Here is a 25,616-nt window from a genome sequence, read left to right on the forward strand (position 1 = left end):
ATCGCGCTCCCGCCCCCGTCGCCCGGGCTGCTGCCGGGCGTCACCATGGCCGGGTTCCGGCAGCGGGACGCGGAGGCCGCGGGGATCACGATGGTCGCGCATCCGGCGGTGACGGTGCTCGTCGATCTGAGCGGCGGGCGGGCGGGGGACGACCGGGGCATCGTCTACGACGCGCACGGCCGGCGCACCCGCGGCAGTGTCGTCGTCGGGCTGCTCCCGGGCGAACTCCGGGCGGCGGGACGGGGGGTGGACTGTCTGCAGATCCGCCTGGACCCGGTCGCGGCGGCCGCGCTGCTCGGCCCGGAGCCCGGCGGACCGGTCGCGGCCCTGGAGGCCGTCTGGGGCCGGGACGCGGGACGGCTGGAGGACCGGCTGCGCGCGGCAAGCTGCTGGGAGGAGCGGTTCGCCGTGGCGGCGGACTGGCTCGAACGGCGCCGCGCCGAACGCCCGCGCGTCGACCCGGAGGTGGCCCACGTCTGGCGGCGGACCCTCGGCAGCCGGGGGCGGGCCAGGGTGGAGGCGCTGGCGGACGAGGTCGGCTGGAGCCGCCAGCTGCTGTGGGCCAGGTTCCGCGCCCAGCTGGGCGTCACGCCCAAGCGGGCGGCCCGGCTGGTGCGCTTCGACCACGCCGTCCACCTGCTCGCGGTGGGCCGCGAGGCGGCCGGCGTCGCGGCCGAGAGCGGCTTCGCGGACCAGTCCCACCTGCACCGCGAGGTGCGGACCTTCACCGGCCTGACGCCGGCGGCGGTGGCCGCCGCGCCCTGGCTCGCCGTGGACGCCACCGCCTGGCCGGGGTCCGTGCCCGCCCCCACTCGTGGCTCCCGCTGAATGGCCGCCCGGCTGCCTAGCATTCGCCGGGGGGACACACAGCCGTCGAACCACCGGGAGCCCTCGTGGGAGTCGTCACCGCCAACCTGGCCGTCTCGCTGGACGGGTACACCGCCGGGCCGGACCAGAGCCTGGAGCACCCGTTCGGCCCGGGGGTGCGGGAGCCCCTGACCTCCTGGATGTGGGAGACCGACCAACCGGGGCGCGAGCAGGACGCGCACCTGTTGGGCGTGCTGCACGCCAACACCGGCGCGCACATCATGGGGCGGAACATGTTCGGCCCGGGCCGGGGCGCCTGGGACGAGTCCTGGACGGGCTGGTGGGGGCCCGAACCGCCGTACCACGCGCCGGTGTTCGTGCTCACCCACCACCCGCGCGAGCCGCTGCCGATGGAGGGCGGCACCACCTTCGAGTTCGTCACGGACGGCATCGAGGCCGCCCTCGACCGGGCCCGGGCCGCCGCCGGCGAGCAGGACGTGGAGATCGCCGGCGGCGCGTCCACCGTCCGCCAGTACCTTCAGGCGGGGCTGCTCGACGAACTCGTCCTGCACCTCGTCCCGGTGGCCCTCGGCCTCGGGGCGGGCGTGCGGCTGCTCGACGACGTCCGCGCCACCCTGGAGCCGGTCGAGGCGATCGCCTCCCCGACCGTCACGCATCTGCGCTACCGGGTGCTCAACTCGCTGTGAGGCCGGCTCACCCCCCGGCGCCCACCGGCCGGCTGCGCAGGATGGCGAGCTGCCCGGTGGCGCGGGTCATCGCGACGTAGCGGTCGACGGCGCCCTCGATGCCCTCGCCGAAGGCCTCCGGGTCGATCAGGACGACCAGGTCGAACTCCAGGCCCTTGACGAGTTCGGGGGTGAGCGAGCGGACCCGGGGCAGCCCGGGCCAGGTCGGGTCGCCGATGACGCAGGCGGTGCCCTCGGGGTGGTCGGCCAGCCAGGCCGCGAGCAGGGTGTCGCGGTCGGCGGGGGCGCCGTGCAGGACGGGCAGGCCGCTGCGGCGGATCGAGGTGGGGACGTTGGCGTCGGGGAGGGCGGCCCGGATGACGGGTTCGGCCTCGGCCATGACCTCTTCGGGCGTGCGGTAGTTGACGCTCAGCGAGGTGAGGGTGACGCGGTCCAGGCCGGCCCGCTCCAGGCGTTCGGTCCAGGACTCGGTGAAGCCGTGCCGGGCCTGCGCGCGGTCGCCGACGATGGTGAACGAGCGGGACGGGCAGCGGGCGATCAGCATCTGCCATTCGGCGTCGGTGAGTTCCTGCGCCTCGTCGACCACGATGTGCGCGAACGGGCCGGCCAGCAGGTCGGGGTTGACCGGTTCAGGCTCGGAGTGGTCGATCAGCGCGTCGCGCAGGTCGGCGCCGCCCAGCATCATGGTCGCGCCCTCGCCGTCGTCGTCGGCGTTCAGCAGGTGGTCGACGACGCCGTCCATCATTTCGCGTTCGGCGGCCAGCCGGGCCCGGTGGGCGCGCTGGCGGCGGTCGGCGGCGGTGTCGCCGAGGCGGCGGCGGGCGGCGTCCAGCAGCGGCAGGTCGGCGAGCGTCCAGGCGGCGGGGTCGGTGCGCTGCAGGGTGCGGATCTCCTCGCGGCTCAGCCAGGGCGCGCACAGCCGCAGGTAGGCGGGGACGGTCCACAGGTCGCCGACCAGGTCGGTGGGTTCGAGGATCGGCCAGGCGCGGCGCAGCGCGGTGAGCAGTTCGCGGTCGCGGCGGAGTTCGCGGGCGAGCATCTCGGGCGAGATGCTGTGCTCCTCGTCGTCGAGGGCGTGGGCGTTCCTGTCGATCAGGATGGTGATGAGTTCGTCGAGGATGGTCTCGCGGGCCTCGTTGTGCGGGGTGCCGGGGCCGACGGCGGCGAAGGCCTCGGACCAGTCCTCGGGCTGGACCGAAATCTCGTACCACTCGATGGCGAGTTTGCAGGCCTCGGTGGGCGGTTCCTCGTAGATCCCGACGGCCTGTTCGATCGCGCCGACCATGCCGGCGGCGGCCTTCAGCCGGGCCACCTCGGAATCCGGTTCCTCCGCGACCGCCGGGCCCTCGGGGACCAGGTCGCGCAGGGTGCAGGTCTGGACGCCCTCCTCGCCGAGGCTGGGCAGCACGTCGGCGACGTACGCCAGGTACGGCTGGTGGGGGCCGACGAACAGCACGCCGCCCTTGCGGTGGCCGAGGCGCGGGTCGGAGTACAGCAGGTGGGCGGTGCGGTGCAGGGCGACGACGGTCTTGCCGGTGCCGGGGCCGCCGTCGAGGACGAGGGCGCCGCGCGAGCCGGCCCGGATGACGGCGTCCTGGTCGGCCTGGATGGTGGCGAGGACGTCGCGCATCCGCTCGGAGCGGGCGGAGCCGAGGCTGGCGATGAACGCGGACTGGTCGTCGAGGGCGGCGTGGCCGTCGAGTGCGTCGGCGGTGAACACCTCGTCCCAGTAGTCGCCGACGGTGCCGCGCTGCCAGCGGTAGCGGCGGCGGCTGGTGAGGCCCATCGGGTTGGCGTGGGTGGCGGCGAAGAACGGTTCGGCGGCGGGCGAGCGCCAGTCGATGAGCAGTCGGTGGCCGTCGGCGCCGGCGAGGCCGAGGCGGCCGATGTACACGGGTTCGTCCTGGCCGGCGAGGACGATCCGGCCGAGGCACAGGTCGCTGCCGAAGCGGCGCAACGTCCGCAGCCGGGACGAGATCCGGTGGATCTCGTTGTCGCGGTCCAGGGCGGCGCGGCCGGCTCCGCCGGGGTTGCGGCGGGCCTGGTCGAGGCGGGCGGTCAGGTCGGCGATGTCCTGTTCGAGGGTGGCGGCGACGGTGGCGAAGTGCCGGTCGTCGTCGGCGATCAGGGCCGGGTCCGCCTTGGCGGCGAGCCGCTCGGGCAGAGCAAAGGCGCTGGTCGTCTGGTGGGTCATGGAACTGCTCTCCGATCCGCTGCCGGGCGTTGCGCGCGTTTCGCCCCGTCTGCGCTGTTTGCGCGGGTTCCCCGGTTCAGATGAGCGATTGTGCGCCACCGGGGGGGCCTTGCCGCAAGGCCCCCTGTCCGGTATAAGTTGGATAGCGGCAGGAGAGCATCGGCTCCCTGCCTTCGCTGTTTTCGGGCGGTCGTCTCGTCAGTCCCGGCCTGCGGTGCCGCTCTCCAGGACGGAGAGGACGGCGAACAGCGCGAAGCAGACGGCGCCGAGGCCGACCAGGACCCGGGCCGCGACGATCACGTCCGGGTCGGCCGACTCGAACAGGAACGCCGACATGAACAGGCAGAGCAGGGTGGTGCCGACCGGGATCAGCGGGACGTGGTGGGCCGACGGCGCGGCGCGGCGCCAGACGAGGGCGAGCAGCAGCACCGCGCCGAGGACGGTCCAGCAGATCAGCCCCAGCCCGATCTGGACGTATCCGGTGGCCAGTTGAGCGGGCCGGGGGTTCAGCGTGACGACGACCAGGCCCCCGGTGATGTCCATGGCGCCGAGCACGGCGGCCGGGACGAGCCACCACATCCGGTCCCGCCGGGTGTAGGTGTTCCGGATCTGCCGCAGGAGGCTGACCACCAGCCCGATCAGGGCGGTGCAGACGATCGCCAGGTCGACCACCAGGTGCCCGGCCGTGAAGCGTCCGTCGGAGTCCCCGCCGCCCCCGTTGGCCAGCAGGACGGTCGCCCAGGCCGCGGCGACGGCGGCCGCGAGGACCGGGAGCGCCACCAGCGCCCGGGCCGTGGCCGGACGGAACGGCGCGGGCGAGCGCGGCGGGGAGCCGTCGGGAAGGGCGGCGTTCTCCCCGATCAGCGTGAAACGGGTGGCGACGGCGGCCACGGACGAGACACACACGCAGACCAGGCCGAGGCCGAGGACCACGCTCCCGGCCACGAAGTCGGGCGGCGGCCGGCGGTTCTCCGTCAGCAGGCGGAGCCCGTAGCCGATGGCGACGCCGGCGACCGCGAAGCCGAACAGCGGGTAGCCGAGCCGGTCCACTGCGGTGAAGCGGCCGATCAGCTGCCGGACGACGGTCGCCACGGTGGCGAACAGGCAGAGGCAGACGGCGGCCAGGAAGATCAGCGTCAGGCCCGCGACCCGGGCGCTCGGCCCGCTGGAGTGGGCGACGACCCAGCCGCCCAGCGCGGCCGACACCGCGCCCATGAGCAGCGGAATCGCCCGGAACAGCACACTGATTCCGTGGTTCACCAGGTCTCCTCGATCGGTCTGTCCCGGTTCTGGCCGGCAGTCAGTGTTCAGCCCGCCGGGCCGCCCGCCCTCCCGCCGGCGGCGAGTGTCCACCGATTTCGTTCGATCGGCCCACGGGCCGCTCCGGGCCTCCGGCGACACCCGCCGTGCGGAGCCCCGGCGGTGGCCTGAGATGCTGTGCCGGACACGGCGAGTGGCCGAGGGACGACGGAAGGTGGGCACCGGCATGGCCGCGGCGACGGAGAGCGTCGACCCGTTCGCGGAACTCCGGCCGCAGGAGCGGTTCGAGGTCTGGCGCGACCTGATCGGCCTGACCAGGGACTGCGACGCCACCTCCCCGGACCTCGACCGGTTCGAGGCCGAGCTGCGCCGCTCCGAACTCGGCCCGGTGACCTTCCTCGGCACCTCCTTCCCGTCCGCCCGCTTCCGCCGCAGCGACGCCCGGGTCCGGCGCTCCGACCCCGGGGTGTTCCACCTGACGTTCGTCCAGGGCGGCGCGCTCGCGCTGACCCGCGACGGCGAGCAGACCCAGCTGTTCCGGCCCGGCGACATCACCCTGCTCGACAGCTCCCGCCCGTACGAGCTCCGGGCGCTCGGCGCCCGCGACGCCGCCGACGGCCGGCCCCGCGTCGAGGCCGTCGGCATCGACTTCCCCACCGCGCTGCTGCCCGTCCCGCCGCACCGACTGCGCCGGTTGCTCGGGCGGGGCTTCCGCGCCGCCGAGGGCCCGGCGGCGGTGCTCGCCGACTTCCTGCTCAGCATCGACCGGCAGGCCCCCACCCTCGGCCCCGCCGTCGCCGACCGGCTCGGCCCGATCGCCGTCGACCTGGTCGCCGCGTGGCTGGCCGACGAGCTGGCGGACGACTCCGGGCTGCCCGAGAGCGCCCGTCGGCGCTCCCTCGTCGAACAGGTCCGCGCCTTCGTCCGCCGCCACCTGCACGACCCCGAGCTGTCGCCGGCCACCGTCGCCGCCGCCCACCACATCTCGGTGGGCTACCTGCACCGCCTGTTCGCGCTGCACACCGACGGCGACACCGTCGCCGCCTGGATCCGCCGCCTCCGCCTCGAAAAGGCGCACCGCGACCTCGCCGACCCGGCTCTGCGCGCCGTCCCCATCGGCACCATCGCCGCCCGCTGCGGCATCCCCCGGCCCGACGACTTCAGCCGCGCCTTCCGCACCGCGTACGGCCTCGCCCCGCGCGACCACCGGCGGCACGCCTGCCCCTGAGAGTCGACCCCTCGCCAACTCGCCGGACACGCGCTGCCAACTCCGGCCCGCGCCCTCCCCCTACGGTGGAACGCACCGGGGGAAGCCCGTGCCCGGGGGGACGGGCTCGAACCTTCGACGTCGCTCCGGACCGCCTGCCGGTCCGGAAACGAGGGGACTACGTCGAACCGACGGGGGCTGCCGCAACGGATCGCCGGATCCACGCGGCAGCCCCCGTCGTGCTTTTCCGGACCGACGCGCCCCGCGCGCTGCGCGGTGGCGTCCTTCCCGCAGTGCGCCCGCCGGCCACGCCGGCCCCGCTGTCGCAGCAGGGCCGGCGTGGCCGTCAGGCGTTCACACCGCCATCGCGAGCATCAGCGGCGTGGCCCTCGCGGTGAGCAGCTCGGCGGCCTCGCGCAGTCGGTACGCCTGTTCGACGGGCAGCGAGGTGGCCAGGCAGCCCACCGTGTTCCCGGCCACTATCGGGACGGCGGCGCAGACCGTGTCCATCGAGTACTCCTGAAGGTCCAGCACGGGGACGGTGGCGGGCTGTCGGTCGAGCCGGTGCATCAGGCGGTCGGTCTCGGTGATGGTCCTCGCGGTGAGCCGCGCCACCGGGTGGCGGGCGAAGTGGTCCAGCCGTGCGTCGTGGTCGAGTTGGGCGAGCAGGCACTTGCCGATCGCGGAGGCGTGCGCGGTGGCCCGGAAGTCCACCCACTCGTGCACGGCCGGCGCGTCCTTGCCGTCGCACACCGCCTCCACCAGCAACTCGCCGTCCTGGTACCGGCTGAAGTACACGGCGGCGCCCAGTTCGTCCCGCAGGTCCTCCAGGCGGTGGTGCAGCCGGGCCCGGACCAGCGGCTCCCGGTGCTGCGCGCCGAGCAGCGTGAACGCCCCGCCGAGCGTCCACACCCCCTCCAGGTGCAGCAGGTAGCCCTCGGTCTCCAACTCCTCCGCGAGCTGCCGCACCGCCGACTCCGGCATGGTCAGCGCCCGCGCCAACTCCCCGATCGTGCAGCCGTCGGCGTACCGGTCCACGGCCTCCAACAGCCGCAGCGCACGCCGCAGAACCCCGAACGGCCCCGCACCTCCACCGCCCGGCCCCAGCAGATCACTCCGCCCACGGCTCACCGTCGCCATCCCCCGACCCCCTCCCTTCGCGGCCCACCATCCGCCCAGCGTAGCCAGCCCACCGACCCCCCATCATCAGCTCACCGGATATTCCCCCGCCAGAGCACCAACCCCTTGACAGGCATATGCCCCGACGCCCGTTCCCGGGGAACGGCCGAGAGCGCTTCTCCTCGCCTCCCACCAGTCGCTCGCCGCGACTTCTCCCGCCTCCCGCTCCGGCAACGCGTTGAACCACCGGAGCGCCAACGCCTCCTCCCCCGCCGCCGTCAACCGCCCCACCAGCCGCACCCGCGCCAGCCCTCCGTCCGGGTACACGTTCACCCGCACATGCGTGACCGCCGCGCCCTCGGCCAGCCGGTAGCGGTGCCGGGTGTCCGGCTGCAGCCGCGTCCGTGGCAGCAGCACCCGTTCCCCGTCCGCGCCCGCCCCCACCAGCTCGACCCACCCGGGTGCGTTGGCGACGAAGCACGAGGTGTCCACCTCCGCCGCCAGCACCTCCCCCTCCCCGGCCAGGGCGAGCCGCACCCAGTCGTGGGACTTGTCGCGTCGCCGCCGCGTCTCCCACCCGTCCCCCATCACGGCCGCCCGCCCGGGGGCGTTCAGGTGGTGCGGCGACGAGTAGTACCGGTCCGAGGCGTCCTCGGCGACGCCGCCGTGCTCCTGCGCGGCGAGGTCGAACGTCAGCCCGGCCAACTCCCGTGGATCGGGCAGCACTTCGCCGTACACCCGGAGCCGGGCGACACCCCCGTCCGGCCAGATGTTCAGCCGGACGTGCGTGTACCGCACCGGGTCGGAGACCGCGAACGCGTGCGCGGTGTCGCCGCGCAGCGCCGTCCGCGGGACGATCTCGGCCCAGTCGGCGGCGGCGACCTCCGCGGGCGAGGGGTGGCCGGGGACGGACGCGGCCTGCACGGACGCCGTCTCGGGGTAGTTGCCGGTGAAGTGCGCGGTGTCCACCACCACGCCGCGCACCAGTCCGGCCGCGCCCAGCCGGACGATCACCCAGTCGTGGTCCTCGTCGGTGGGGTGCGGCTGTTCGGCGCTGATGCCGCGCCGCCGGCGGGACTCCCAGCCGTCCATGATCTGGCCCTTGTGCCCGAAGGTGTGCGGCCGGAACTCGGCGGGCGCAGCGACCAGCAGGTTCTCCGCGTCGGCGAAGGTGTCCTCGTTGGTGGCGACGACGCCCGCCCCGAGCGCCCGCGACGCCAGGTCGACCATCCCGCCGAACGACGACTGCCCGACGATCTCGGCACTGCTCAACCGACTCTCCTCCCAACGGACTTCAACGACCGACTTCAGCGACGGACGAGCAGCCGCCCGGACGGTTCGCCGCCGAGTTCGACGGGCCGCCCGCGCAGCCAGGTGCGGCGGACCTGCCCGGTGAGGGTGCGGCCCGCGTAGGGGGTGACGGGGTTCCTGTGGTGCAGCCCTTCGGGGCGGACGGTGAACTCGGCGTCCGGATCGAACGCCACCAGGTCGGCGTCGCAGCCCGCCGCGACGGCGCCCTTGGTGCCGGTCAGGCCGACCAGGTCGGCGGGCCCGGCGGCCATCCACCGCACCACGTCCGCCAGCGAGTGGCCGCGTCTGCGCGCCTCGCTCCACACCGCCGGGAGACCCACCTGGAGCGACGCTATGCCGCCCCACGCCGCGGCGAAGTCCCCGCTCCCGCCCGTCCGTCGGCCGAGTTTCAGTGCGACCGTCGACGGCGAGTGGTCGGAGACCACGGCCGCGAACTCGCCGTCCGCGAGCGCCTGCCAGAGCAGTTCCCGGTTGGCGGCTCCCCTGATCGGCGGGCAGCACTTGAACTCGGTCTCCCCGTCGGGGACTTGCTCGGCGAGGAAGGTCAGGTAGTGCGGGCAGGTCTCGGCGGTCACCCGCACCCCGTCCGCCCGGGCGCGGCGCAGCAGCGGCAGCACGGTGGCGGAGGAGACGTGCAGCAGGTGCACCCGGGCGCCGGTGCGCCGGGCGCACTCCAGCAGTGCGGCGACGGCCGCCGACTCGGCCTCGTCGGGGCGGGAGGCCAGGAAGTCGCGGTAGCGCCGGCCGGGGACGTGCGGTGCGGCGTCCAGCACGGCCGGGTCCTCGGCGTGGACGATCGCCAGTGCGCCGAGTCGTGCCTGCTCGGTGAGTGCGGCGGTCAGTTCGGCCGGGTCGGCCAGGTGCGGGAACTCCTCCACCCCGGACGGCGCGAGGAACGACTTGAAGCCGAACACCCCGTCCCTGTAGAGCAGTTCCAGCTCGCCGGTGTTCCCGGGCACCGCACCGCCCCAGAACCCGACATCCACCCAGACCCGCCCCTCGGCGGCCTTCCGCTTGACCGCCAGGCCTCCCGAACTGGTGGTCGGCGGCACGGAGTTCAGCGGCATGTCGACGATCGTGGTGACGCCGCCGGCGGCCGCGGCCCTGGTCGCGGAGGCGAAGCCCTCCCATTCGGTGCGGCCGGGCTCGTTGACGTGCACGTGGGTGTCGACCAGTCCGGGCAGCAGTGCGAGGCCGCCGAGGTCGGTCAACTCCCGCTCCCCGTCCGCCTCCAGAGCGCCGTACGCGGCGACCTGCGCGATCCGTCCGGCCCGGACCAGCACGTCGGCGGGCCGCTCGCCGTCCGGCAGCGCCACCCGCCGGGAGCGGAACACCACACCATCGCCGAGCGACACCAGGGGCCTCCGTACGCCGGGAGTGCTGGGAGCGTAGGCCGACCCCACTGCCGCGTCAATGCGGCGTAATCGGGCCATACTTGGCGAACAACCGACCGTCGGGCCGCACCGCCAGGAGGACCACCGCGTGACCGTCGAGCTCCGTCACCACACCATCCTCGGCGCCCGGGTCCGCCGGGATCTGCTGGACGTCTACGCGGATGTCCGGGCCCCGCTGCTGCACCTGGCCAACTACGGCCTCGAAGCGTTCGCCGAGCGCCTCGACCGGCACCTCGCCGTCCCGGGCTTCGCCCTCGTCCTCGGCCACGACGGCGACCTGCCGGTGGGGTACGCGTACGGCACCACCGTGGACGCCGCCGACCGCTACTGGGAGCGGATGGACGAGCCGCTGCCCGCCGGCTTCACCGACTCCCCCGTGCTGGCCCTCCGGGAGATCGGCGTCCGTTCCGCGTGGCGCGGCACGGGCACCGCCCGGCGGATCCACGACGAGCTGCTCGCCCGCCGCGCCGAGAGCCGTGTCCTGCTGATGGTCAACCCGGCCGCCGGGGAAGGCAAAGTCCAGTCCTTGTACGAGAGTTGGGGCTACCGTCCGGTCAACGGCCAGGCTGCCTCGGCGGACTCGCCCCGGCTCACCGTGATGATGCGCGCCCGCTGACCGGCGCACGGCCGCTCCCGCCACAGGAGTTCCACAGTCCGAAAGCCGAACTCCACCGATCCTTCATCCAATCCGCCCGTCCGACCGTCATCGGATCTGGTAATCGCTAAGGTGATCGAGTGCGACTGATGGTGGAGTTCACGACCGAACCGTTCGACCTGAACGGCTTCCCCGAGCACGCCAGGACCGCCCGCCGGGCCGCCGAGGAAGCCGGACTGGCCGTCTCGGTGGGCCCGTTCGGCACCAGCGCCGAGGGGGACGCCGAGCAGGCGCTGGCTGCCGTGACCAGGCTCCTGCGGGAGACCCTGGCGGTCGGCGCGAGCCGAATATCGCTCCAGGTCAGCGTGCTGACCGACCCACCGGAACAACCCCTCGTTCCGACCGCCGCACCGACCGCCGCACCGACCACCGCTCCGACCGTCGCCCTGGACGAGCCCGACAGCCGGGAGGCGCCGTGAGCGACACCCCCGACCACCCGCTCACCGCCGCCCTGAAGCCGCTGCTGGAGGCGGTCGGTGCCACCGCCGTCGACCCGGCCGAGGCGCGGCCCGAGGACGTCGTCCTGGAGTGGGACGGCGCGCCTGCCGTCGCGGTGCGGCTGGCGCACCTGAGCAGCGCGCTCGACCTGCTGTTGGCCGAGATGGCCCGGCAGTTCGACGGCCGCCCGCTGGCCGAGCTGGGGCGCACGGAGAAGCAGCGGGTGGTCGCCCTGCTGGAGGAACGCGGCGCGTTCACGGTGCGCCACGGGGTGGAGACCGTCGCGTCGGCGCTCGGCGTCAGCCGGTTCACCGTGTACAACTACCTGAACCGGCAGGAGAAGTCCTGAACCGTGCCGCCTGCCGCGCGGGGTCGTCACGAACAGTACGAACAGTTCAACAGAGTGTTGACGGCCCGTCGGGCCCGCTCTAGCTTGGTCCGGGTGGCACCAACCCCAGGAGGTCCCTCCGTGACCGAGCCACCCCCCGTCCCCATGCCCCTCGCCGCACTGGCCACCGCCGAGCCGTCCCACCTGCGCGAACTCCTGCTCGGCATCTGCTCCAGCCCGGCCTGGGCCGCCGCCGTCGCGGCGTCCCGCCCCTGGCCGGACCGCGCCGCGCTGCTCGCCGCCAACGCCCGGGCGACGGCGGGCCTCTCGCCGTCCGAGCTGAACGAGGCGCTGGCCGGCCATGCCCGGATCGGCACGCCGCGGCCCGGCGACGCCGCCTCCGCCCGCGAGCAGTCCGGTATCCGGGGCGCCGAGCCGTCCGTCCTGGTCGCGCTGGCCGCCGCCAACTCCGCCTACGAGGCCAAGTTCGGCCACGTCTTCCTGATCTGCGCGACCGGTCGCACCGCCGCCGCCGTGCTCGCCGCCGTGCGCGAGCGACTGCCGCACGACGCCGCCACCGAGGCGGAGGCCGTCCGCGCGGAACTGCGCAAGATCAACGACCTCCGCCTCGACCGACTCCTCGCCACCTCCTGACGCTTCGTCACCTTCCGCCAACCGCAAGGACGGTCCGATGGCCGGCATCTCCACCCATGTGCTCGACACCAGCCTCGGCCGCCCGGCCGCCGGCGTCCCGGTCGAGCTGGCCGTGCGCACCGGCGGCGGCTGGCAGCCGCTCGGCGCCTCCGTCACGGACGCCGACGGCCGGGCCGCGGACCTGCCGGACGTGGCGGGCGGCACGACCGCCCGGCTGCTCTTCGACACCGCCAAGTACCAAGGCTCGTCCGGGACTTCACCGTTCTTCCCGGAGGTCTCGATCGTCTTCACGGTCGCGCCCGACCAGCGCCACTACCACGTGCCGCTGCTGCTGAACCCGTTCGGCTACTCGGTCTACCGCGGCAGCTAGGGCCCCGATCCCGGGCCGCCGCCCACCGTTGAGGAGACACGTCATGGCCCACGTGCTCGGCCAGAACCAGTACGGCAAGGCGGAGAACCGCATCGTCCGGGTCCGCCGCGACTCCACCCGTCACGAGATCAAGGACCTCAACGTCTCCGTCTCGCTGCGCGGCGAGTTCGACGACGTCCACCTGACCGGCTCGAACGCCAACTGTCTGCCCACCGACAGCACCAAGAACACCGTGTACGCGTTCGCCAAGAAGTACGGCATCGAGTCCGCCGAGGGTTTCGCGCTGCTGCTGGCCCGGCACTTCGTGGAGCACTCCGAGCGCGGCGTGGTGCGCAGCGCCCGGATCCGGGTCGAGGAGTACACCTGGGACCGGATCCGCAGCGGCCCGACGGACACCGGGCACTCCTTCGTCCGCAGCGGGCAGGAGGTGCGCACCACCGAGGCGGTGTACGACGGCGACCGGTTCCGGGTGATCTCGGGGCTGCGGGACCTGGTGGTGATGAACACCACCGACTCGGAGTTCTGGGGCTACCTCAAGGACCGCTACACCACCCTCCAGGAGGCCTACGACCGCATCCTGGCCACCCAGGTGACCGCTCGTTGGGCCTTCGACTTCCACGGCAACGACGGCCGGCGGCAACCGGAGTGGAACCAGTCGTACCAGGAGGTCAGGCGGCATCTGCTGGAGGCGTTCGCCGACACGTACTCGTACTCGTTGCAGCAGACACTGCACGCGATGGGCACCCGGGTGCTCGATCACCGCCCGGAAGTGGACGAAGTGCGACTGGAACTGCCCAACAAGCACCACTTCCTGGTCGATCTCGCGCCGTTCGGGCTGAAGAACGAGAACGAGGTGTACTTCGCGGCCGACCGGATGTACGGCCTGATCGAGGGCACCGTGCACCGCGAGGGCACCACCCCGGTCATCCCCGTCTCCTGACGGCCCCTGCGACCCTGGAGCTCCCATGGCAGTGCAGCCTCCGGCCGCCGACCGGCGGATCGTGATCGAGAACGCGGCGATCGCCACCGTCGACGCGGCCGGCACCGAGTACGCGCGCGGGCACGTGGTCGTCCTCGGCAACACCGTCGAGTCGGTCGGCGACGGGCCCGCGCCGGCGGGACTGGAGAACGTGGCGCGGCGGATCGACGGCGAGGGGCACCTGCTCACGCCGGGGCTGGTCAACACCCACCACCACTTCTACCAGTGGCTGACCCGCGGGCTGGCCCAGGACGCCATCCTGTTCGACTGGCTGGTCGCGCTGTACCCGACCTGGGCGCGGATCGACGCCGAGCTGGTGCACGCGGCGAGCCTGGGTTCGGCGGCGGCCCTGCTCAAGTCGGGCTGCACCACGGCCTCCGACCACCACTACGTCTTCCCGCGCGGCGCGGGCGACCTGCTCGGCGCGTCCATCGAGGCCGTCCAGCAGCTCGGCCTGCGGTTCACGGCGCTGCGCGGCTCGATGGACCGCGGACGGAAGGACGGCGGCCTGCCGCCGGACCACGCGGTGGAGGACACCGACGAGATCCTCGCCGCCTCCGAGGCCGCGGTCGACCGCTGGCACGACCCGTCCTTCGGTTCGATGCTCCACATCGCCCTGGCGCCCTGTTCGCCGTTCTCCGTCTCCACCGAACTCCTCTCCCAATCGGCGGAGTTGGCCCGCCGCAAGGGCGTGCGGCTGCACACCCACGGTTCGGAGACCGCCGAGGAGGACGCCTTCTGCCGTCAGCTCTTCGGCATGGGCCCCACCGACTACTTCGAGTCCACGGGCTGGCTCGGCGAGGACGTCTGGATGGCGCACTGCGTCCACATGACCGACTCCGACCTCGCCAAGTTCGCCGAGACCGGCACCGGCGTCGCGCACTGCCCGTCCTCCAACGCCCGCCTGGCCGCCGGGATCGCCCGCGTGCCCGACATGCTCGCCGCCGGCGTCCCGGTCGGCCTCGGCGTGGACGGCACCGCCTCCAACGAGTCCGGCCAACTCGGCGCCGAACTCCGCAACGCCCTCCTGATCAACCGCCTGCACGGCCGCCCGGACGCCCTCACCGTCCGCCAGGCCCTGCGTCTCGGCACCATGGGCGGCGCGAGGCTCCTCGGCCGCCAGGCCGAGATCGGCTCCGTCGAACCCGGCAAACTCGCCGACCTCGCCCTCTGGAAGGTCGACGGCCTCCTCCACTCCACCATCGCCGACCCCGTCGCCGCCCTCGTCCTCGGCGCCCTCCCCCCGCTCACCCTCCTCCTCGTCAACGGCACCCCCGTCGTCGAACACAGCCACCTCACCACCATCGACGAACCCACCCTCGCCCGAACCTGCGCCAAAGCCGCCCACACCCTCACCACCCGCCACTGACCTGGCCGGCCGGCCGGCTCCGACGGTGTCGGCCTGTACCGTCCGGGCAACGACGAAGCGGGGAGGACCTGGCCAGTCTCCGCCCGCTGCCGGCGCAGAGCCTGCTCGACTACTTCGGACCGAGGTCGACCTGCGGCGGACGGGGAAGTACGTCGTTCTGTACAACGGCGAGGAGGCCACCCACCTGGGGGTCTTCGGGATGTCGGGCGACTGACGGTGTCGGCCGGGTGCGGTAGCGTCCTGGCGGAAATCGGAGGAGGGTGCAGATGGGCGCCAGTGGGTGGGACTACCTGACCGTGTATCGGGGGACGCCGCAGCGGACGTTGAGTGCGTTGCATGCGGAGGTGTTCGCGGGGACGGGGTGGATCGGGGCCGGGGAGTACGAGTCGCTCGAGGAGCTCTGGGAGGACGAGGAGTTCATGGGCGAGGAGGGCACCCACTCGATCCTGGACATTCCGCGGGCGGTGCTGGTGACCGAGGCGCCGTCGGGGTACGACGACCTGGGGACGGTGCGGCCGCTGCCGCATGCGCGGTTGATGCACCACTTCGGGACGGACCGGCCGACGGTCGCGCAGTACCGGCGGGCGGTGGAGGGCGAAGAGCTGCCGGCGGAGGCGAACCTGCGGTGGTCCGGCCGATTCGTGCTGCTCTACACGGACGGCGAGGCGTCCCACTTCGGCGTGTTCGGCTTCTCGGGGGACTGACGACGGGCCGCCGCGGCCGCCGGCATGGCCAGTCCGGCCGCCACCAGCAGTGCGCCGAGCACGGCCCATCCGGCGACGCCGTGGGTGAGCACGGTGGCGGTGACGATCAGCGGCCCGATCACGTGCGACCCGGCCTGCCCGCTCATGAAGACGCCCTGGTACTCGCCGTGCGCGGCGGGGTCGGCGAGGTCGAGGCTGAGCGTCCAGCCGCCGGCGGAGGTGAGCAGTTCGGCGAGCGAGTGCAGCAGCACGCCCGCCAGCACGAGGGTCACGGCGGTCGCGGTGCCGCGCCCGCCGGCGGCCGCGTAGACCAGGCAGGCCGCGCCGAGCAGGATGCCGCCGCGGGCGCAGGCCCGGGCCGCCGAGCGGATGTCGACGACGCCGCGGCTGGCGCGGACCTGGAACAGCACCACGGAGAGGCTGTTGACGACGGCGACCACGGCGACCAGGGCGCGCGGCGCGGAGGTGTGGACGGCGATCCACAGCGGGATGCCGATCTCCAGCATGGCGAACTGGAGTTCCAGCACGGCGTGCAGGAACGCGACCAGCAGGTAGCGCCGGTCGGCGAGCGCGGTCCGCGGCCGCCCGGTGCGTTCGCGTTCCCCGGCGGGCACGGTCGCGTCCGGCAGGCCCCGCAGCAGCAGCGAGGTCGCGGCGAAGCTCGCCGCGTCCAGGACCAGCACGGTGGCGTACGCCCAGTGGCTGTCCAGTTGGAGGGCGATCATCGCGCCCGCGCCGCCGAGCATCAGCCCGGCGTTCATCACCGACCGCAGCAGCGCCCGGGAGCGGACCTGGTCGGCGGCGGGCAGCAGGTGCGCGATCAGCGCGCTGCGCACCACGACCGCGCCGCGTTCCAGCACGGTGGCGACGACGATCGCGGCGACGAACGGCGCGAATCCGTGCACGAAGACGTAGCCGAGCACGGCCAGTCCCTGCAACGGCCCGAGGACGTACAGCAGTCGGCGGTGCCCGACCCGGTCGGCGAGCCGCCCGAACGGGACGCCGGCCAGCATCCCGGCGACCCCGGCGGCGCCGAGCCCGAGCGCCAACTGTCCGGCGCTGAGCCCGACTTGGCGGGTGAAGTAGAGCGCGCTGACGGAGTAGTAGAGGCCGTTGCCGACGGTGTTGACGCCGGTCATCACGGCGAGTCGGCGCAGCACCGGTTCGGCGGGCAGCAGGGAGCGGCGCCCGGAGGGCGCGGCGGTGGTCGCGGTCATGGGCGTCAGGACACCAGGGTTCCCAACTGCCCGGAATCCTTTTACCGTTGGGGTCAATGTTCGAGTTCGCCTTCGGCGTGGACGACCTCGCCACCACCTGGATCACCTACTCCCCGCTGCAGGAGGCGGTGTTCAGCCTGCGGACGCGCCGCCACGCGGCCAAGTACCCGTGGCAGCGCCGCTGGACGGAGTCCTGGGAGGCGGAGTACCGCACCCTGGACACCGCGCTGCTGGACGCCCTGGTGACGCCCCGGGCCTGGGCGCCGGACTTCCTGACGCCCCGCCCCACCTGCCAACGGCCGTCCGTCGAGAGCGAGTTGGCGACGATCGCGGGGACGCCGCCGGAGACGGTGGCGAAGGACTTCGCGGCGGCCTACCGGGGCGACGGCGCGCCGATGCCGGAGTCGGTGGCCGAGGCGCTGGCCGACGATCCGGCGGAGCTGCTGGCGCGCTGCGTGGCGCAGCTGCGGGCGTACTGGGAACGCTGCCTGCTGCCGCAGTGGTGGCCGCGGGCGCGGACCGTGCTGGAGGCCGATCTGGCGTACCGGGGGCGGATGTTCGCGGAGCGCGGCGCGGAGGGGCTGTTCGCGGAGCTGGACCACCGGCTGTCCTGGCAGGCGGGGGTGCTGCGGCTGGACGACCCGGACCCGCGGGTGCAGGCGCTGGGCGGCCGGTACACGCCGGTGGCGGGCCGGGGTCTGGTGCTGGTCCCGACGCTGTTCGCGCTGGGCGCGCACACCGTGATCGACGCGGACGAGCCGCCGGCGATCAGCTATCCGGCGCGCGGCCGGGCCCTGATGGGCGAGAGTTCGCCGCTCCGAGTCCCGGACGCGCTGGCCGAGTTGATCGGACCGCCGCGGGCCCGCCTGCTGCTCCTGCTCGACCAGCCGGCCTCCACCACGGCCCTCGCGCACCGGCTGTCCGTCACCCCGGGCGCGGTCAGCCGTCACCTCTCGGCGCTGGCCACCGCCGGCCTGCTGACCCGCACCCGCGCCGGCCGCTCCGTCCTGTACGCGCGTTCCGCACTGGGCGACGCCCTGGTCGCGGGCGGGTCGTAGGCCCTCGGCAGCGGCTCAGCCCAGCGCGGGGTGGATCAGCCGCCCCTGGTGGATGAGGGAGACGGACTGCTTGAGGCGGCGGGCGCGGACGCTGATCTCGTAGCCCCTGATGCCGTCGATCTCGGCGAGCCGGCCGCTGAGGTAGCGGTAGAAGTCGGCGGTGTCGCGGCAGACCACGATGGCCATCAGGTTGTGCTTGCCGCTGGTGGCCGCGACGAAGGCGGACTCGTCGTGGCGTCCCAACTCCTCGCCGACCCGGTGAAGTTCGGGCAGGTCGACCTGGAGCCAGAGGATGGCGTTGAGTTCGTGGCCGAGGCGTTCGGCCAGGATGTCGACGGCGAAGGTGAGGCTGCCGCCGGCCTCCAGCGCCTCCAGTCGGCGGGCGACGCGGGCCGCGGACCAGCCGGTGACCTCCGCGAGGCGGGTGTGGGAGGCGCGGCCGTCCTCCGCCAGGGCGTCGAACAGCGGGCGGTCCTCGTCGGTGGGGGCGAGCGGCGGCCCGGCGGGTACGGGGCGCTCGGCGGCCAGCAGTCGCAGCTGTTCCTCGGTGAGGGCGCGCCTGCCGGCGCTCCAGCCGGCCGTGCCCGGCGGGCCGAAGGCGTGGATGATCAGGTCGACGCTCATGTCGCGGATCGAGGCGGCCTTCGGGAGTTGCCGCAGCAGCACGTCGTCGCGCCCACCCGTCGAGCGGATGGCGCAGATGATCTCCGACCCGCCGGAGGCGATGCTCGCGTAGCCGACCTCGGGCCGGCGGGCGAGCGAGTCGGCGACCGGCCCCGCGGCGTCCGGGCGGCACCGCAGCCGCGCGATCCAGTCGCCGCGGCCCTGGCCGATCGGGCTGTTCAGACCGACGACGCGGATCACCCCGTCGCGGCGCAGCGCGGCGTAGCGGCGGGCCACGGTCTGTTCGGACACCCCGATGATCTCGCCGAGGCGGCGGAAGGAGGACCGCGGGGCGCAGCAGAGCGCGTGGATGATTCTGTGGTCGAGGTCGTCGTGCACGGAGGAATCCTCACACACTGGTCGGTCTGTGTGGAGGTTGCTGCACGGTTCCTGGGATCGCTTGCCGGTTTCTCGCCCGCACGGGTGAAGCTGGTCCGCGCCCACCCGGCGGCCGATGCCGGGCGGCATTCCCCGGCCGCCGGCGCCGGGCGGCATTCCGCAGTCGCCGGTGCTCGGCGGCATCCCGCAGTCGAAGGAACAGAAACCACCCGTGAACTCTGCAACGAGGCATCGGCCCGGGGCCGGACGGGGCGTCACGCTCGTCATGGCCTGCCTGGGCGTCTTCGTCGCCTACCTGCCCGTGACCACCGTCTCGGTGAGCCTGCCGGCGATCCAGCGGACACTGGGCGCGTCGACGTCCCAACTGTCCTGGGTGTCGGACGCGTTCGTGCTGCCGATGGCGGCGCTGATCCTCACCACCGGCGTGTGGGGCGATGTGCACGGCCGCAGGCGGGTGTTCCAGGCGGGCATGGCGTTCTGCGCGCTGGGCGCGGCGGTCTCGCTGTCCTCGGACTCGGTGCAGGCGCTGTGGGTCGGGCAGGCGGTGTCCGGTCTGGGCGCGGCGGCGCTGCTGCCGACCACGTTGGCACTGATCAGCCATGCCGTCCCCGACCACCGGGAGCGGGGCCGGTTCATCGGCGTGTGGGCGATGTCCATGATGGCCTCGCTGGCCGTGGGTCCGCTGATCGCCGGGGTGCTGCTGGAGCACGTCGGGGTGCGCTGGATCTTCCTGCTGCCGATTCCGGTGGCGCTGGCCGTGCTGGGCGTCGCGGCGTTCCTGCTGCCCGACTCGAAGGCGCCGCACGGCCGCCGGCTGGACTGGCCGGGGCAGATCACGGCGGCCGTCGCGGTCACCGCGGTCGTCTACGGCGTGATCGAGGGCGGCGCGGACGGCTTCGGCGCGCCGCAGGTGGTGGCGGCGCTGGTGCTGGGCGCGGTGGGCGCGGTCGGGTTCGTCCTGGTGGAGCGCCGCAGCAGCAGCCCGATGCTCGACCTGGCGCTGTTCCGCAGTCCCGCGTTCGCCGCGACCTCGCTGATCGCGATGATCAGCTTCCTGGGGCTGATCGGGTTCTTCTTCGCGCTGAGCCTGTACTTCGGCCTCGTCCAGCAGCTGAGCACGCTGGAGGCCGGGCTGCGGATGGTCCTGGTGTCCGGGACGTCGCTGCTCGTCGGCGTGCCGGTCGGGCGGCTGATGCACCGGGTCTCCGCCCGCGTCGTGATCACCGCCGGTCTGCTGGCGATGGCGGGCGCGCTGCTGTCGCTGACCGGCATCGACGCCCACACGTCCTACGGGTCGCTGGCCTGGCGGCTGGTGCTGCTCGGCGTGGGCGTGGGCGCCGTCCTCACCCCGATGACGGCCTCCGCGGTCTCCGCCGTCCCGCACCGCCTGGCCGGCATGGCCGCCGCGGGCAACAACGCGTTCCGCCAGGTCGGCGCCGCGCTCGGCCCGGCCGTCCTCGGCGCGCTGCTGACCGGCCGCGCCCTGGACGCCCTGCCCGGCCGCCTCGCCGACGCCGGTGTCCCGGCCGACACCGGCGGCCACGTCCTCGCGGTCGCCCACGAGCAGGGCCTCGGCGCCGTCGCGGGACTCGACCTGGGCGCCGCCACCGCACCGGCCCTGACGGCGCTCAGCGGCTCCTTCCTCGACGGCCTGCACCTCTGCCTGCTCGTCTCGGCCTCGCTCGCCCTGCTCGCCGCCCTCGCCTGCGTCGTCCTGCTCCGCCCGGCCGCCCCCGCCGAGACCCCGGCCCAGGTCCCGGCCCCGCCCACTCGGGCGGAGACGGGTGTCCTGGACCGCGTCTCCGGATGATCACTGCTGGTGGCTCATGGTGGCGTGAGACGTCGCCATGAGCCGAAGGCGTTCACCGGGCGTAGTCGACCTCGGGGAAGTCGGGGGAGGGACCGTCGAGCAGCCGCCCCCGGTCGCGGAGGTGGAGGTCGAAGAAGGCTCGCGGGTAGGCGCGTTGGAACGCCTGTGCCCGGTGCCCGGGAATCGTCCCGACCTCGTACTCCAGGTCGGCCGGTGACATGCCCAGGAGCGGGGCGATCAGCGGCAGGATCAGCACGTCGTCGCCGAACGACTGGTGCGCGGCTCCCCGTACGGTCAGGTGCAGGCGCCAGCCGCGCAGGTGCGACCAGAACGCGCGCAGGGCGGGGTTGCTCTCCATGCCGCCCTTGCCCAGGGTGTCCACGACCAGGAACGGACGGTCGAGCCCGGCGTCCACCACCGGGCCCGCCGCGCCCCCGTCCAGGCTCGCTCCCGCCGTGATCCGCCCGTCGGCGAGCATCGTCGCGGCGGTGGTGGCGCCGCCCAGGGAGTGGCCGAGCATCCCGACGCGCCGCAGGTCGAGCGCCTCGCGCAGGCCGGTGGGCAGCGGGGTGCGACAGACGCCGGGGTGGCCGCCCGAGCGGAGGACGGCGAGCCGGTCCAGGACGAAGCGGATGTCGGCGGTACGGACCTCGAGGGCCTTGGCGTAGTCGCTGACCCCGCCCAGCGGATTCGTCTCGACGCGTCCACCGGGGAAGGCGACCGCCGCCGCGTCGTAGGTGTGGTCGACGGTGACCACCAGGAAGCCGTGACTGGCGAGGTCCTCCACGACGCCGGTGCCGAACGACCGCGACGCGTAGGCGCCGGGAGAGTAGAGCACGACGGGCAGGGGGCCCGGTGGGCCGCCGACGGGAGCGCCCTCGTGGCCGTGGGTGCCTCCGAGTCGGACCCGGCCGGGAGCCAGGCCCAGGAGACTCAGGTACCGGTCGGCAGCCGCCGGGGGCATCCAGGGAACCGTGCGGCGGCCCGCGCCGCCGCGGGCGGGGTACCAGATGCTGATCATCAGCTCACGGCAGGGGCGGGAGGGCACCCAGGGGTCCGGCCGCGCCGTGTCGGCCAGGTGCAGCGCGACCGTGCCCGGCGGGTACGGTCCGTCCGGGGCGGGCAGGTGGAACCGCACGGGTTCCTCCTGCCCCGGTCGCGCGGCGGCCGCCGGCGCGAGCGGACCCGCGATCATGGCGGCGGCCAGTCCGGCGCCCGTGGACAGCAGTGTTCTCCGATTCATGCCTTCCACTGTTCCGCCGGACGAGCCCGGCGGCTTCGCCCCCGGGGTGGAACCCGGGGTCAGCCCAGGAGGGTACGACGGGCATCGGCCGCGCGGATGACTCGGCCCTCGGGATGACGTCCTCCGGGCTGACAGGCCCCGGGCCACCGCTTGGATAGCGTGGCCGGCATGGGCGACGGGGAGGCACGGCCGCTGGTGGCCGGACGTCTGCGGGACGGACAGTGGCACGGGGTGGACACGGTCGCGGCCGTGCTCCTCGCCCTGGCGTTCGGCGCGAGCGAGACGCGGAACGACGGCTGGGGTGCGGGAGCCGTGGCGGCGGTGGTCTGGCTGCCGGTCGCGGTACGGCGCAGACGGCCCGTCCGGGTTCTGTACACGGTCCTGGCCGGAGCGGTCCTCGCCATGGTGTTCACCGGATGGGAGGAGTCCTGGGTTCCCGTCGGGGCCGCCCTGTACACGGTGGCGGCGCGGGAACCGCGGCGCCGGTCCGCGACGGCGCTCGGCTGTTCGCTGGGCACCGTCGCGGCGGCCATCGCCCTGGTACCGCGACCGGTCCCGGCCTCCGGGGTGGCGGGGGGCGTCGTCTTCGCGTCCTTGATGATGACCCTGCCCTGGCTGGTGGGCACCGCGCTGAGGGAGCAGCGGTCGTACGCGGAACTCGCCGCCCGGCAGGCCCTGACGGACGAGCGCCTGCGGATCGCCCGCGAGCTCCACGACGTGGTGGCCCATCACCTGACTGTCATCGCGGTACGGGCCGAAGTGGCCCGTGCGGTGGCCTCCACCGACCCGCAGGAGGCCGCGCGGACCCTCGCACTGGTCGGGACAGCGGGCCGGACGGCGCTCACCGAGATGCGCCGCATGCTCGGCGTTCTGCGATCACCCGGTGACGGAGCCGAGTTGGGGTCCGCCCCCGGTCTGGCGGACCTGGCCGCGCTCGCGGACGGCGCGGGCCCGCACGTGGAGCTGTCCGTCGACCCGGATCCACCGCTCCCACCGGGCGTGGAACTGGCCGTCTACCGGATCGTTCAGGAAGCCCTCACCAATGTCGTCAGGCACGCGGGATCGGCGGACTGCCGGGTGAACCTGTCCCGGACGGGTCCCGGGGCGGTCGAGATCGAGGTCGTCAACGACGCGCCGTCCCGGCTCCCGTCCCTGCTCCCGTCCCGTCTCCCGTTCCGGCGTTCCGGCGGCGGGCACGGACTCGTCGGGATGCGGGAGCGGGCGGCCATGTGCGGCGGGACCCTCTCCGCCGGCCCCCTGGCGATGGGCGGGTACCGGGTACATGCGTGGCTGCCGTGCGGATCGGAGCCGGCCCGGTGAACCGGCCGGTCCGGGTTCTCATCGCCGACGACCAGGCCCTGTTGCGGGCGGGCTTCCGCCTGCTCATCGAGAGCGCGCCGGACCTCACCGTCGCGGGCGAGGCCGTCAGCGGCGAGCAGGCCGTCGAACTCGCCCTGCGGCTGCGGCCCGACGTCGTGCTGATGGACATCCGGATGCCGGGCACGGACGGTCTGGAGGCCACCCGGCGCATCTGCGCGGACCCGGACGCCGTCGGCACCCGGGTGCTGGTCCTCACCACGTTCGACCTGGACGACTACGTGTACGCGGCACTCCGCGGCGGGGCCAGCGGATTCCTCCTGAAGGACATCCTCCCCGCCGACCTGCTGACAGCCCTGCGGGTGGTCGCCGCCGGAGACGCCCTGCTCGCGCCCGCGGTCACCCGCCGTCTGATCCGCGAGTTCGCCGGACGCCACGAGCCGCGCCCGCAACTCGCCCCGGACCTGGCGGGCCTGACCCCACGGGAACGGGAAGTTCTCCGCCTGGTGGCCCGGGGCCTGCCCAACCCCGCGATCGCCGAGCATCTCGGGCTGAGCATCGCCACCGTCAAGACACATGTCCGGCGGCTGCTGGCCAAGCTCCACGCCCATGACCGGGCCCAGATGGTCGTCATCGCCTACGAGACCGGCCTGGTCACCGCAGGCGGGAACCTCCCGCCCGGTCGAGCGAGGCCCTAGCCCTGCTGCTCCCAGGGCCACGCCGCGTTCTGCCCGGCCTCCAGCAGGGGGATGAGGCGGAACGCGGCGTCGGTCAGGCCGCCGAAGGTGTGGCGGTGGGCGGTGCCGGACGCGGCGTGCCCGGGCCGGTAGCCGGCCAGGTTCCAGGTGTACACGGGGACGTCGGCGGGGACGGCGGCCAGCGGGTCGCACGGGCGGTGACTGCCGTACGCCTGCTCGTCGGTGACGATCACCACCCGGTCGTGGCCCCGGTAGTGCCGGCGGACGGCCTCGGAGGTCTCGGTGCCGCCGAGGTGGCCGAACCGGTCCAGCACCTTGAGCACCGCGTCGCCCTGCCGCAGCGGCACGGCCCGGCTGTCGGTGCCGAACTCGACGAGGTCCGCCTCGGCGGCCCGCAGCGCGAGCGCGGTGCCGAAGACGGCGGCGGTGTCGGCCCGGTTCAGCAGGCTCTGCGCGCCGGGCCGGTCGAACATCGAGCCGGAGCGGTCCACCAGGATCAGCGAACGGCCGGGCAGCGCGGGGACGTTGGCCAGCGAGTGCTTGAGCGCCTGCTCCAGCGCGTGGCCCCAGCGCAGCGACGGCGCGTGCCGGTGCGCGGCCAGGTACCGGAACGGGAACTGCCGCGAGCGGGTGACCTCGCCCCGGTCGGCGATCCGCCGGGCGGCCTGCTCGGCGACCTCGTCCGACACGCCGGCCCGGTCGAAGTTGCGCAGGTTGCGCACCAGCGCCATCGCGCCCATGGACGGGATGACGGCTTCCCACACGGCGGCGTCCAGCGGGCCCTGCAGCCAGCCGGCCAGCGCCTCCCAGGTCATGCCCGCCTCGGCGAGGCGCCGCGCGCCGTCGGGGCCGGTGACCAGCGCGCGGCGTTCCTCCACCGGGACGGCCATCAGCGCGTGGTGGGCGCTCAGCAGGGCGTCTCCCGCCGGCGGGACGGCGCTCCCGGGGCGGTGCCGCCGGTCCAGCGCGTACCGGAACAGCTCGCTCTGCCAGGGCTTCTGCGGGTGCGGCGCGGGGTGGGTGAGTTCCAGCACGTCGCCGAACCGGAAGCCCTTGGTGCCGGTGTCGTACTTGAGCAGCGCCCGGCCGTTGTACAGCCGGCCGACGGCGTCCGCGACGCCGCGCTTGACGGGCTTGGGCAGCGCCCGCCCGTACCGGGACGTCCAGTAGGCGAGCAGTTCGCCGGGCTCGTCGGGGCGCTGCAGGACGGCGTCGATCACCGCCCGGGAGTGGCCGGGGAGTTTCGCGTCCAGTCGGGCGCGGGTGAACTCGGCGGCGCCGACCAGCGAGGCGGTGCGCATCGCGGCGCCGTAGCGGAGCCAGCGCAGCAGGCCGAGCGTCCATTCGGGGTCGCTGACGGCGAGCGTGCGCACCAGCGACGTGTAGCGGTCGTCGCGGTCGCCGCCGCGCTCGTAGAAGGTGTCCTGGCCGACCAGGTTGGCGACCGCCAGCAGGAAGAGTTCGGACTTCTCGTCGCGCAGGTGTCCCGGCCCGCCCTCGTGGTTGGCGGTGAGCTGGCCGGTCGTGCTGACGGGCGAGCTCGGGCCGGCGGGGGCGGTCTTCGAACGGCGAAGGTTGAAGCGGGACATGGGGATTCCTCCTGCGGGCGGGCAGGCCGAACCGGGGCGTCCGAGAATGCCGGTCGCGTGGACCGGCCTCGGCGGAGGTAGCTCTGGGCCCCGACTGCGCTCGCGCGCGGCCGTCCGGGGTTCGAACCCGGCACTGCCCATACCAAGGAAGTAACCCCCGCCTGCGCACCGGACGCCCCGGCACGG

General features: G+C 74.1%; 24 protein-coding genes. 15 read left to right on the forward strand and 9 right to left on the reverse strand.

Going from position 1 to position 25,616, the window contains the following annotated elements:
* The first annotated feature begins 45 nt into the window (after positions 1-45).
* Positions 46-828 (forward strand): helix-turn-helix domain-containing protein, encoded by a 783-nt coding sequence (locus AMK19_RS06810; RefSeq protein ID WP_083646589.1) that lies wholly within the window; start codon positions 46-48, stop codon positions 826-828.
* A 65-nt stretch (positions 829-893) separates the two neighbouring features.
* Complete coding sequence (locus AMK19_RS06815; protein ID WP_073808924.1) at positions 894-1,514, forward strand: dihydrofolate reductase family protein; 621 nt, start codon at positions 894-896, stop codon at positions 1,512-1,514.
* 7 nt (positions 1,515-1,521) lie between these two features.
* On the opposite strand, the gene helR is transcribed toward AMK19_RS06815, so the two are convergent.
* Together helR and AMK19_RS06825 are read right to left on the reverse strand one after the other, a co-directional pair.
* Positions 1,522-3,708, reverse strand: coding sequence for an RNA polymerase recycling motor ATPase HelR (gene helR, locus AMK19_RS06820; RefSeq protein ID WP_073808926.1), 2,187 nt, complete (start codon positions 3,706-3,708; stop codon positions 1,522-1,524).
* A 198-nt stretch (positions 3,709-3,906) separates the two neighbouring features.
* Positions 3,907-4,968, reverse strand: a complete 1,062-nt coding sequence (locus tag AMK19_RS06825; protein ID WP_073808927.1) for a DUF2776 family protein — start codon at positions 4,966-4,968, stop codon at positions 3,907-3,909.
* Positions 4,969-5,194: 226 nt separating this feature from the next.
* Here AMK19_RS06825 and AMK19_RS06830 point away from each other — a divergent pair, with 226 nt between their 5' ends.
* On the forward strand, positions 5,195-6,196 hold the full coding sequence (locus tag AMK19_RS06830) for a helix-turn-helix domain-containing protein (RefSeq protein ID WP_073809607.1): 1,002 nt from the start codon (positions 5,195-5,197) through the stop codon (positions 6,194-6,196).
* Positions 6,197-6,529: 333 nt separating this feature from the next.
* Here AMK19_RS06830 and AMK19_RS06835 read toward each other — a convergent pair whose 3' ends face one another.
* The 3 genes from AMK19_RS06835 to allB all read right to left on the reverse strand — a co-directional run bounded on the left by AMK19_RS06835 (position 6,530) and on the right by allB (position 9,960).
* Positions 6,530-7,315: an IclR family transcriptional regulator gene (locus AMK19_RS06835; protein WP_073808929.1), complete on the reverse strand. Its 786-nt coding sequence runs from the start codon at positions 7,313-7,315 to the stop codon at positions 6,530-6,532.
* A 66-nt stretch (positions 7,316-7,381) separates the two neighbouring features.
* A complete protein-coding gene (alc, locus tag AMK19_RS06840; protein ID WP_274536956.1) occupies positions 7,382-8,566 on the reverse strand; it encodes an allantoicase in 1,185 nt (394 codons plus the stop codon).
* Positions 8,567-8,601: 35 nt separating this feature from the next.
* On the reverse strand, positions 8,602-9,960 hold the full coding sequence (gene allB, locus AMK19_RS06845) for an allantoinase AllB (protein ID WP_241844281.1): 1,359 nt from the start codon (positions 9,958-9,960) through the stop codon (positions 8,602-8,604).
* Between the two features lie 127 nt (positions 9,961-10,087).
* On the opposite strand from allB, the gene AMK19_RS06850 reads away from it, so the two are divergent.
* From AMK19_RS06850 to AMK19_RS06885, 8 genes are all read left to right on the forward strand, one after another.
* Positions 10,088-10,615, forward strand: coding sequence for a GNAT family N-acetyltransferase (locus AMK19_RS06850; protein ID WP_073808930.1), 528 nt, complete (start codon positions 10,088-10,090; stop codon positions 10,613-10,615).
* A 128-nt stretch (positions 10,616-10,743) separates the two neighbouring features.
* Positions 10,744-11,073, forward strand: coding sequence for a thiamine-binding protein (locus AMK19_RS06855; RefSeq protein WP_241844282.1), 330 nt, complete (start codon positions 10,744-10,746; stop codon positions 11,071-11,073).
* Entirely contained in the window at positions 11,070-11,441 is a 372-nt protein-coding gene (locus AMK19_RS06860) for a helix-turn-helix domain-containing protein (RefSeq protein ID WP_073808932.1), read from the forward strand. The genes AMK19_RS06855 and AMK19_RS06860 overlap by 4 nt, the downstream gene beginning before the upstream one ends.
* Positions 11,442-11,561: 120 nt before the next feature.
* Positions 11,562-12,074: a 2-oxo-4-hydroxy-4-carboxy-5-ureidoimidazoline decarboxylase gene (gene uraD, locus AMK19_RS06865; protein WP_241844283.1), complete on the forward strand. Its 513-nt coding sequence runs from the start codon at positions 11,562-11,564 to the stop codon at positions 12,072-12,074.
* Between the two features lie 37 nt (positions 12,075-12,111).
* Positions 12,112-12,444, forward strand: coding sequence for a hydroxyisourate hydrolase (gene uraH, locus AMK19_RS06870; RefSeq protein ID WP_073808935.1), 333 nt, complete (start codon positions 12,112-12,114; stop codon positions 12,442-12,444).
* Between the two features lie 43 nt (positions 12,445-12,487).
* Complete coding sequence (pucL, locus tag AMK19_RS06875; RefSeq protein ID WP_073808936.1) at positions 12,488-13,384, forward strand: factor-independent urate hydroxylase; 897 nt, start codon at positions 12,488-12,490, stop codon at positions 13,382-13,384.
* A 25-nt stretch (positions 13,385-13,409) separates the two neighbouring features.
* Positions 13,410-14,792 carry an 8-oxoguanine deaminase gene (locus AMK19_RS06880; protein WP_073808938.1) on the forward strand — a complete coding sequence of 461 codons (1,383 nt, stop codon included), beginning with the start codon at positions 13,410-13,412 and terminating at the stop codon, positions 14,790-14,792.
* A gap of 266 nt (positions 14,793-15,058) precedes the next feature.
* Complete coding sequence (locus tag AMK19_RS06885) at positions 15,059-15,496, forward strand: hypothetical protein (RefSeq protein ID WP_073808939.1); 438 nt, start codon at positions 15,059-15,061, stop codon at positions 15,494-15,496.
* On the opposite strand, the gene AMK19_RS06890 is transcribed toward AMK19_RS06885, so the two are convergent.
* Positions 15,442-16,713 (reverse strand): MFS transporter, encoded by a 1,272-nt coding sequence (locus AMK19_RS06890; RefSeq protein ID WP_083646548.1) that lies wholly within the window; start codon positions 16,711-16,713, stop codon positions 15,442-15,444. The genes AMK19_RS06885 and AMK19_RS06890 overlap by 55 nt on opposite strands.
* A 56-nt stretch (positions 16,714-16,769) precedes the next feature.
* On the opposite strand from AMK19_RS06890, the gene AMK19_RS06895 reads away from it, so the two are divergent.
* On the forward strand, positions 16,770-17,771 hold the full coding sequence (locus tag AMK19_RS06895) for a helix-turn-helix domain-containing protein (protein WP_073808941.1): 1,002 nt from the start codon (positions 16,770-16,772) through the stop codon (positions 17,769-17,771).
* 15 nt (positions 17,772-17,786) lie between these two features.
* Here AMK19_RS06895 and AMK19_RS06900 read toward each other — a convergent pair whose 3' ends face one another.
* Positions 17,787-18,773 (reverse strand): Lrp/AsnC family transcriptional regulator, encoded by a 987-nt coding sequence (locus AMK19_RS06900; protein ID WP_073808942.1) that lies wholly within the window; start codon positions 18,771-18,773, stop codon positions 17,787-17,789.
* A gap of 265 nt (positions 18,774-19,038) precedes the next feature.
* Here AMK19_RS06900 and AMK19_RS06905 point away from each other — a divergent pair, with 265 nt between their 5' ends.
* Entirely contained in the window at positions 19,039-20,583 is a 1,545-nt protein-coding gene (locus tag AMK19_RS06905; protein WP_083646549.1) for an MFS transporter, read from the forward strand.
* 52 nt (positions 20,584-20,635) lie between these two features.
* Here the strand turns inward: AMK19_RS06905 and AMK19_RS06910 are convergent, their stop codons facing one another.
* Positions 20,636-21,826: an alpha/beta hydrolase family protein gene (locus AMK19_RS06910; RefSeq protein WP_073808944.1), complete on the reverse strand. Its 1,191-nt coding sequence runs from the start codon at positions 21,824-21,826 to the stop codon at positions 20,636-20,638.
* 168 nt (positions 21,827-21,994) lie between these two features.
* On the opposite strand from AMK19_RS06910, the gene AMK19_RS06915 reads away from it, so the two are divergent.
* Both AMK19_RS06915 and AMK19_RS06920 read left to right on the forward strand, forming a co-directional pair.
* A complete protein-coding gene (locus AMK19_RS06915; protein WP_073808945.1) occupies positions 21,995-23,146 on the forward strand; it encodes a sensor histidine kinase in 1,152 nt (383 codons plus the stop codon).
* Positions 23,143-23,841, forward strand: a complete 699-nt coding sequence (locus AMK19_RS06920) for a response regulator (RefSeq protein ID WP_073809613.1) — start codon at positions 23,143-23,145, stop codon at positions 23,839-23,841. Before AMK19_RS06915 ends, AMK19_RS06920 begins: the two co-directional genes overlap by 4 nt.
* On the opposite strand, the gene AMK19_RS06925 is transcribed toward AMK19_RS06920, so the two are convergent.
* A complete protein-coding gene (locus tag AMK19_RS06925; RefSeq protein WP_073808947.1) occupies positions 23,838-25,430 on the reverse strand; it encodes a TROVE domain-containing protein in 1,593 nt (530 codons plus the stop codon). The genes AMK19_RS06920 and AMK19_RS06925 overlap by 4 nt on opposite strands.
* Positions 25,431-25,616: the final 186 nt, after the last annotated feature.

Origin of the sequence: Kitasatospora sp. CB01950 (assembly GCF_001905465.1) — a bacterium.
Taxonomy (GTDB): Bacteria; Actinomycetota; Actinomycetes; order Streptomycetales; family Streptomycetaceae; genus Kitasatospora.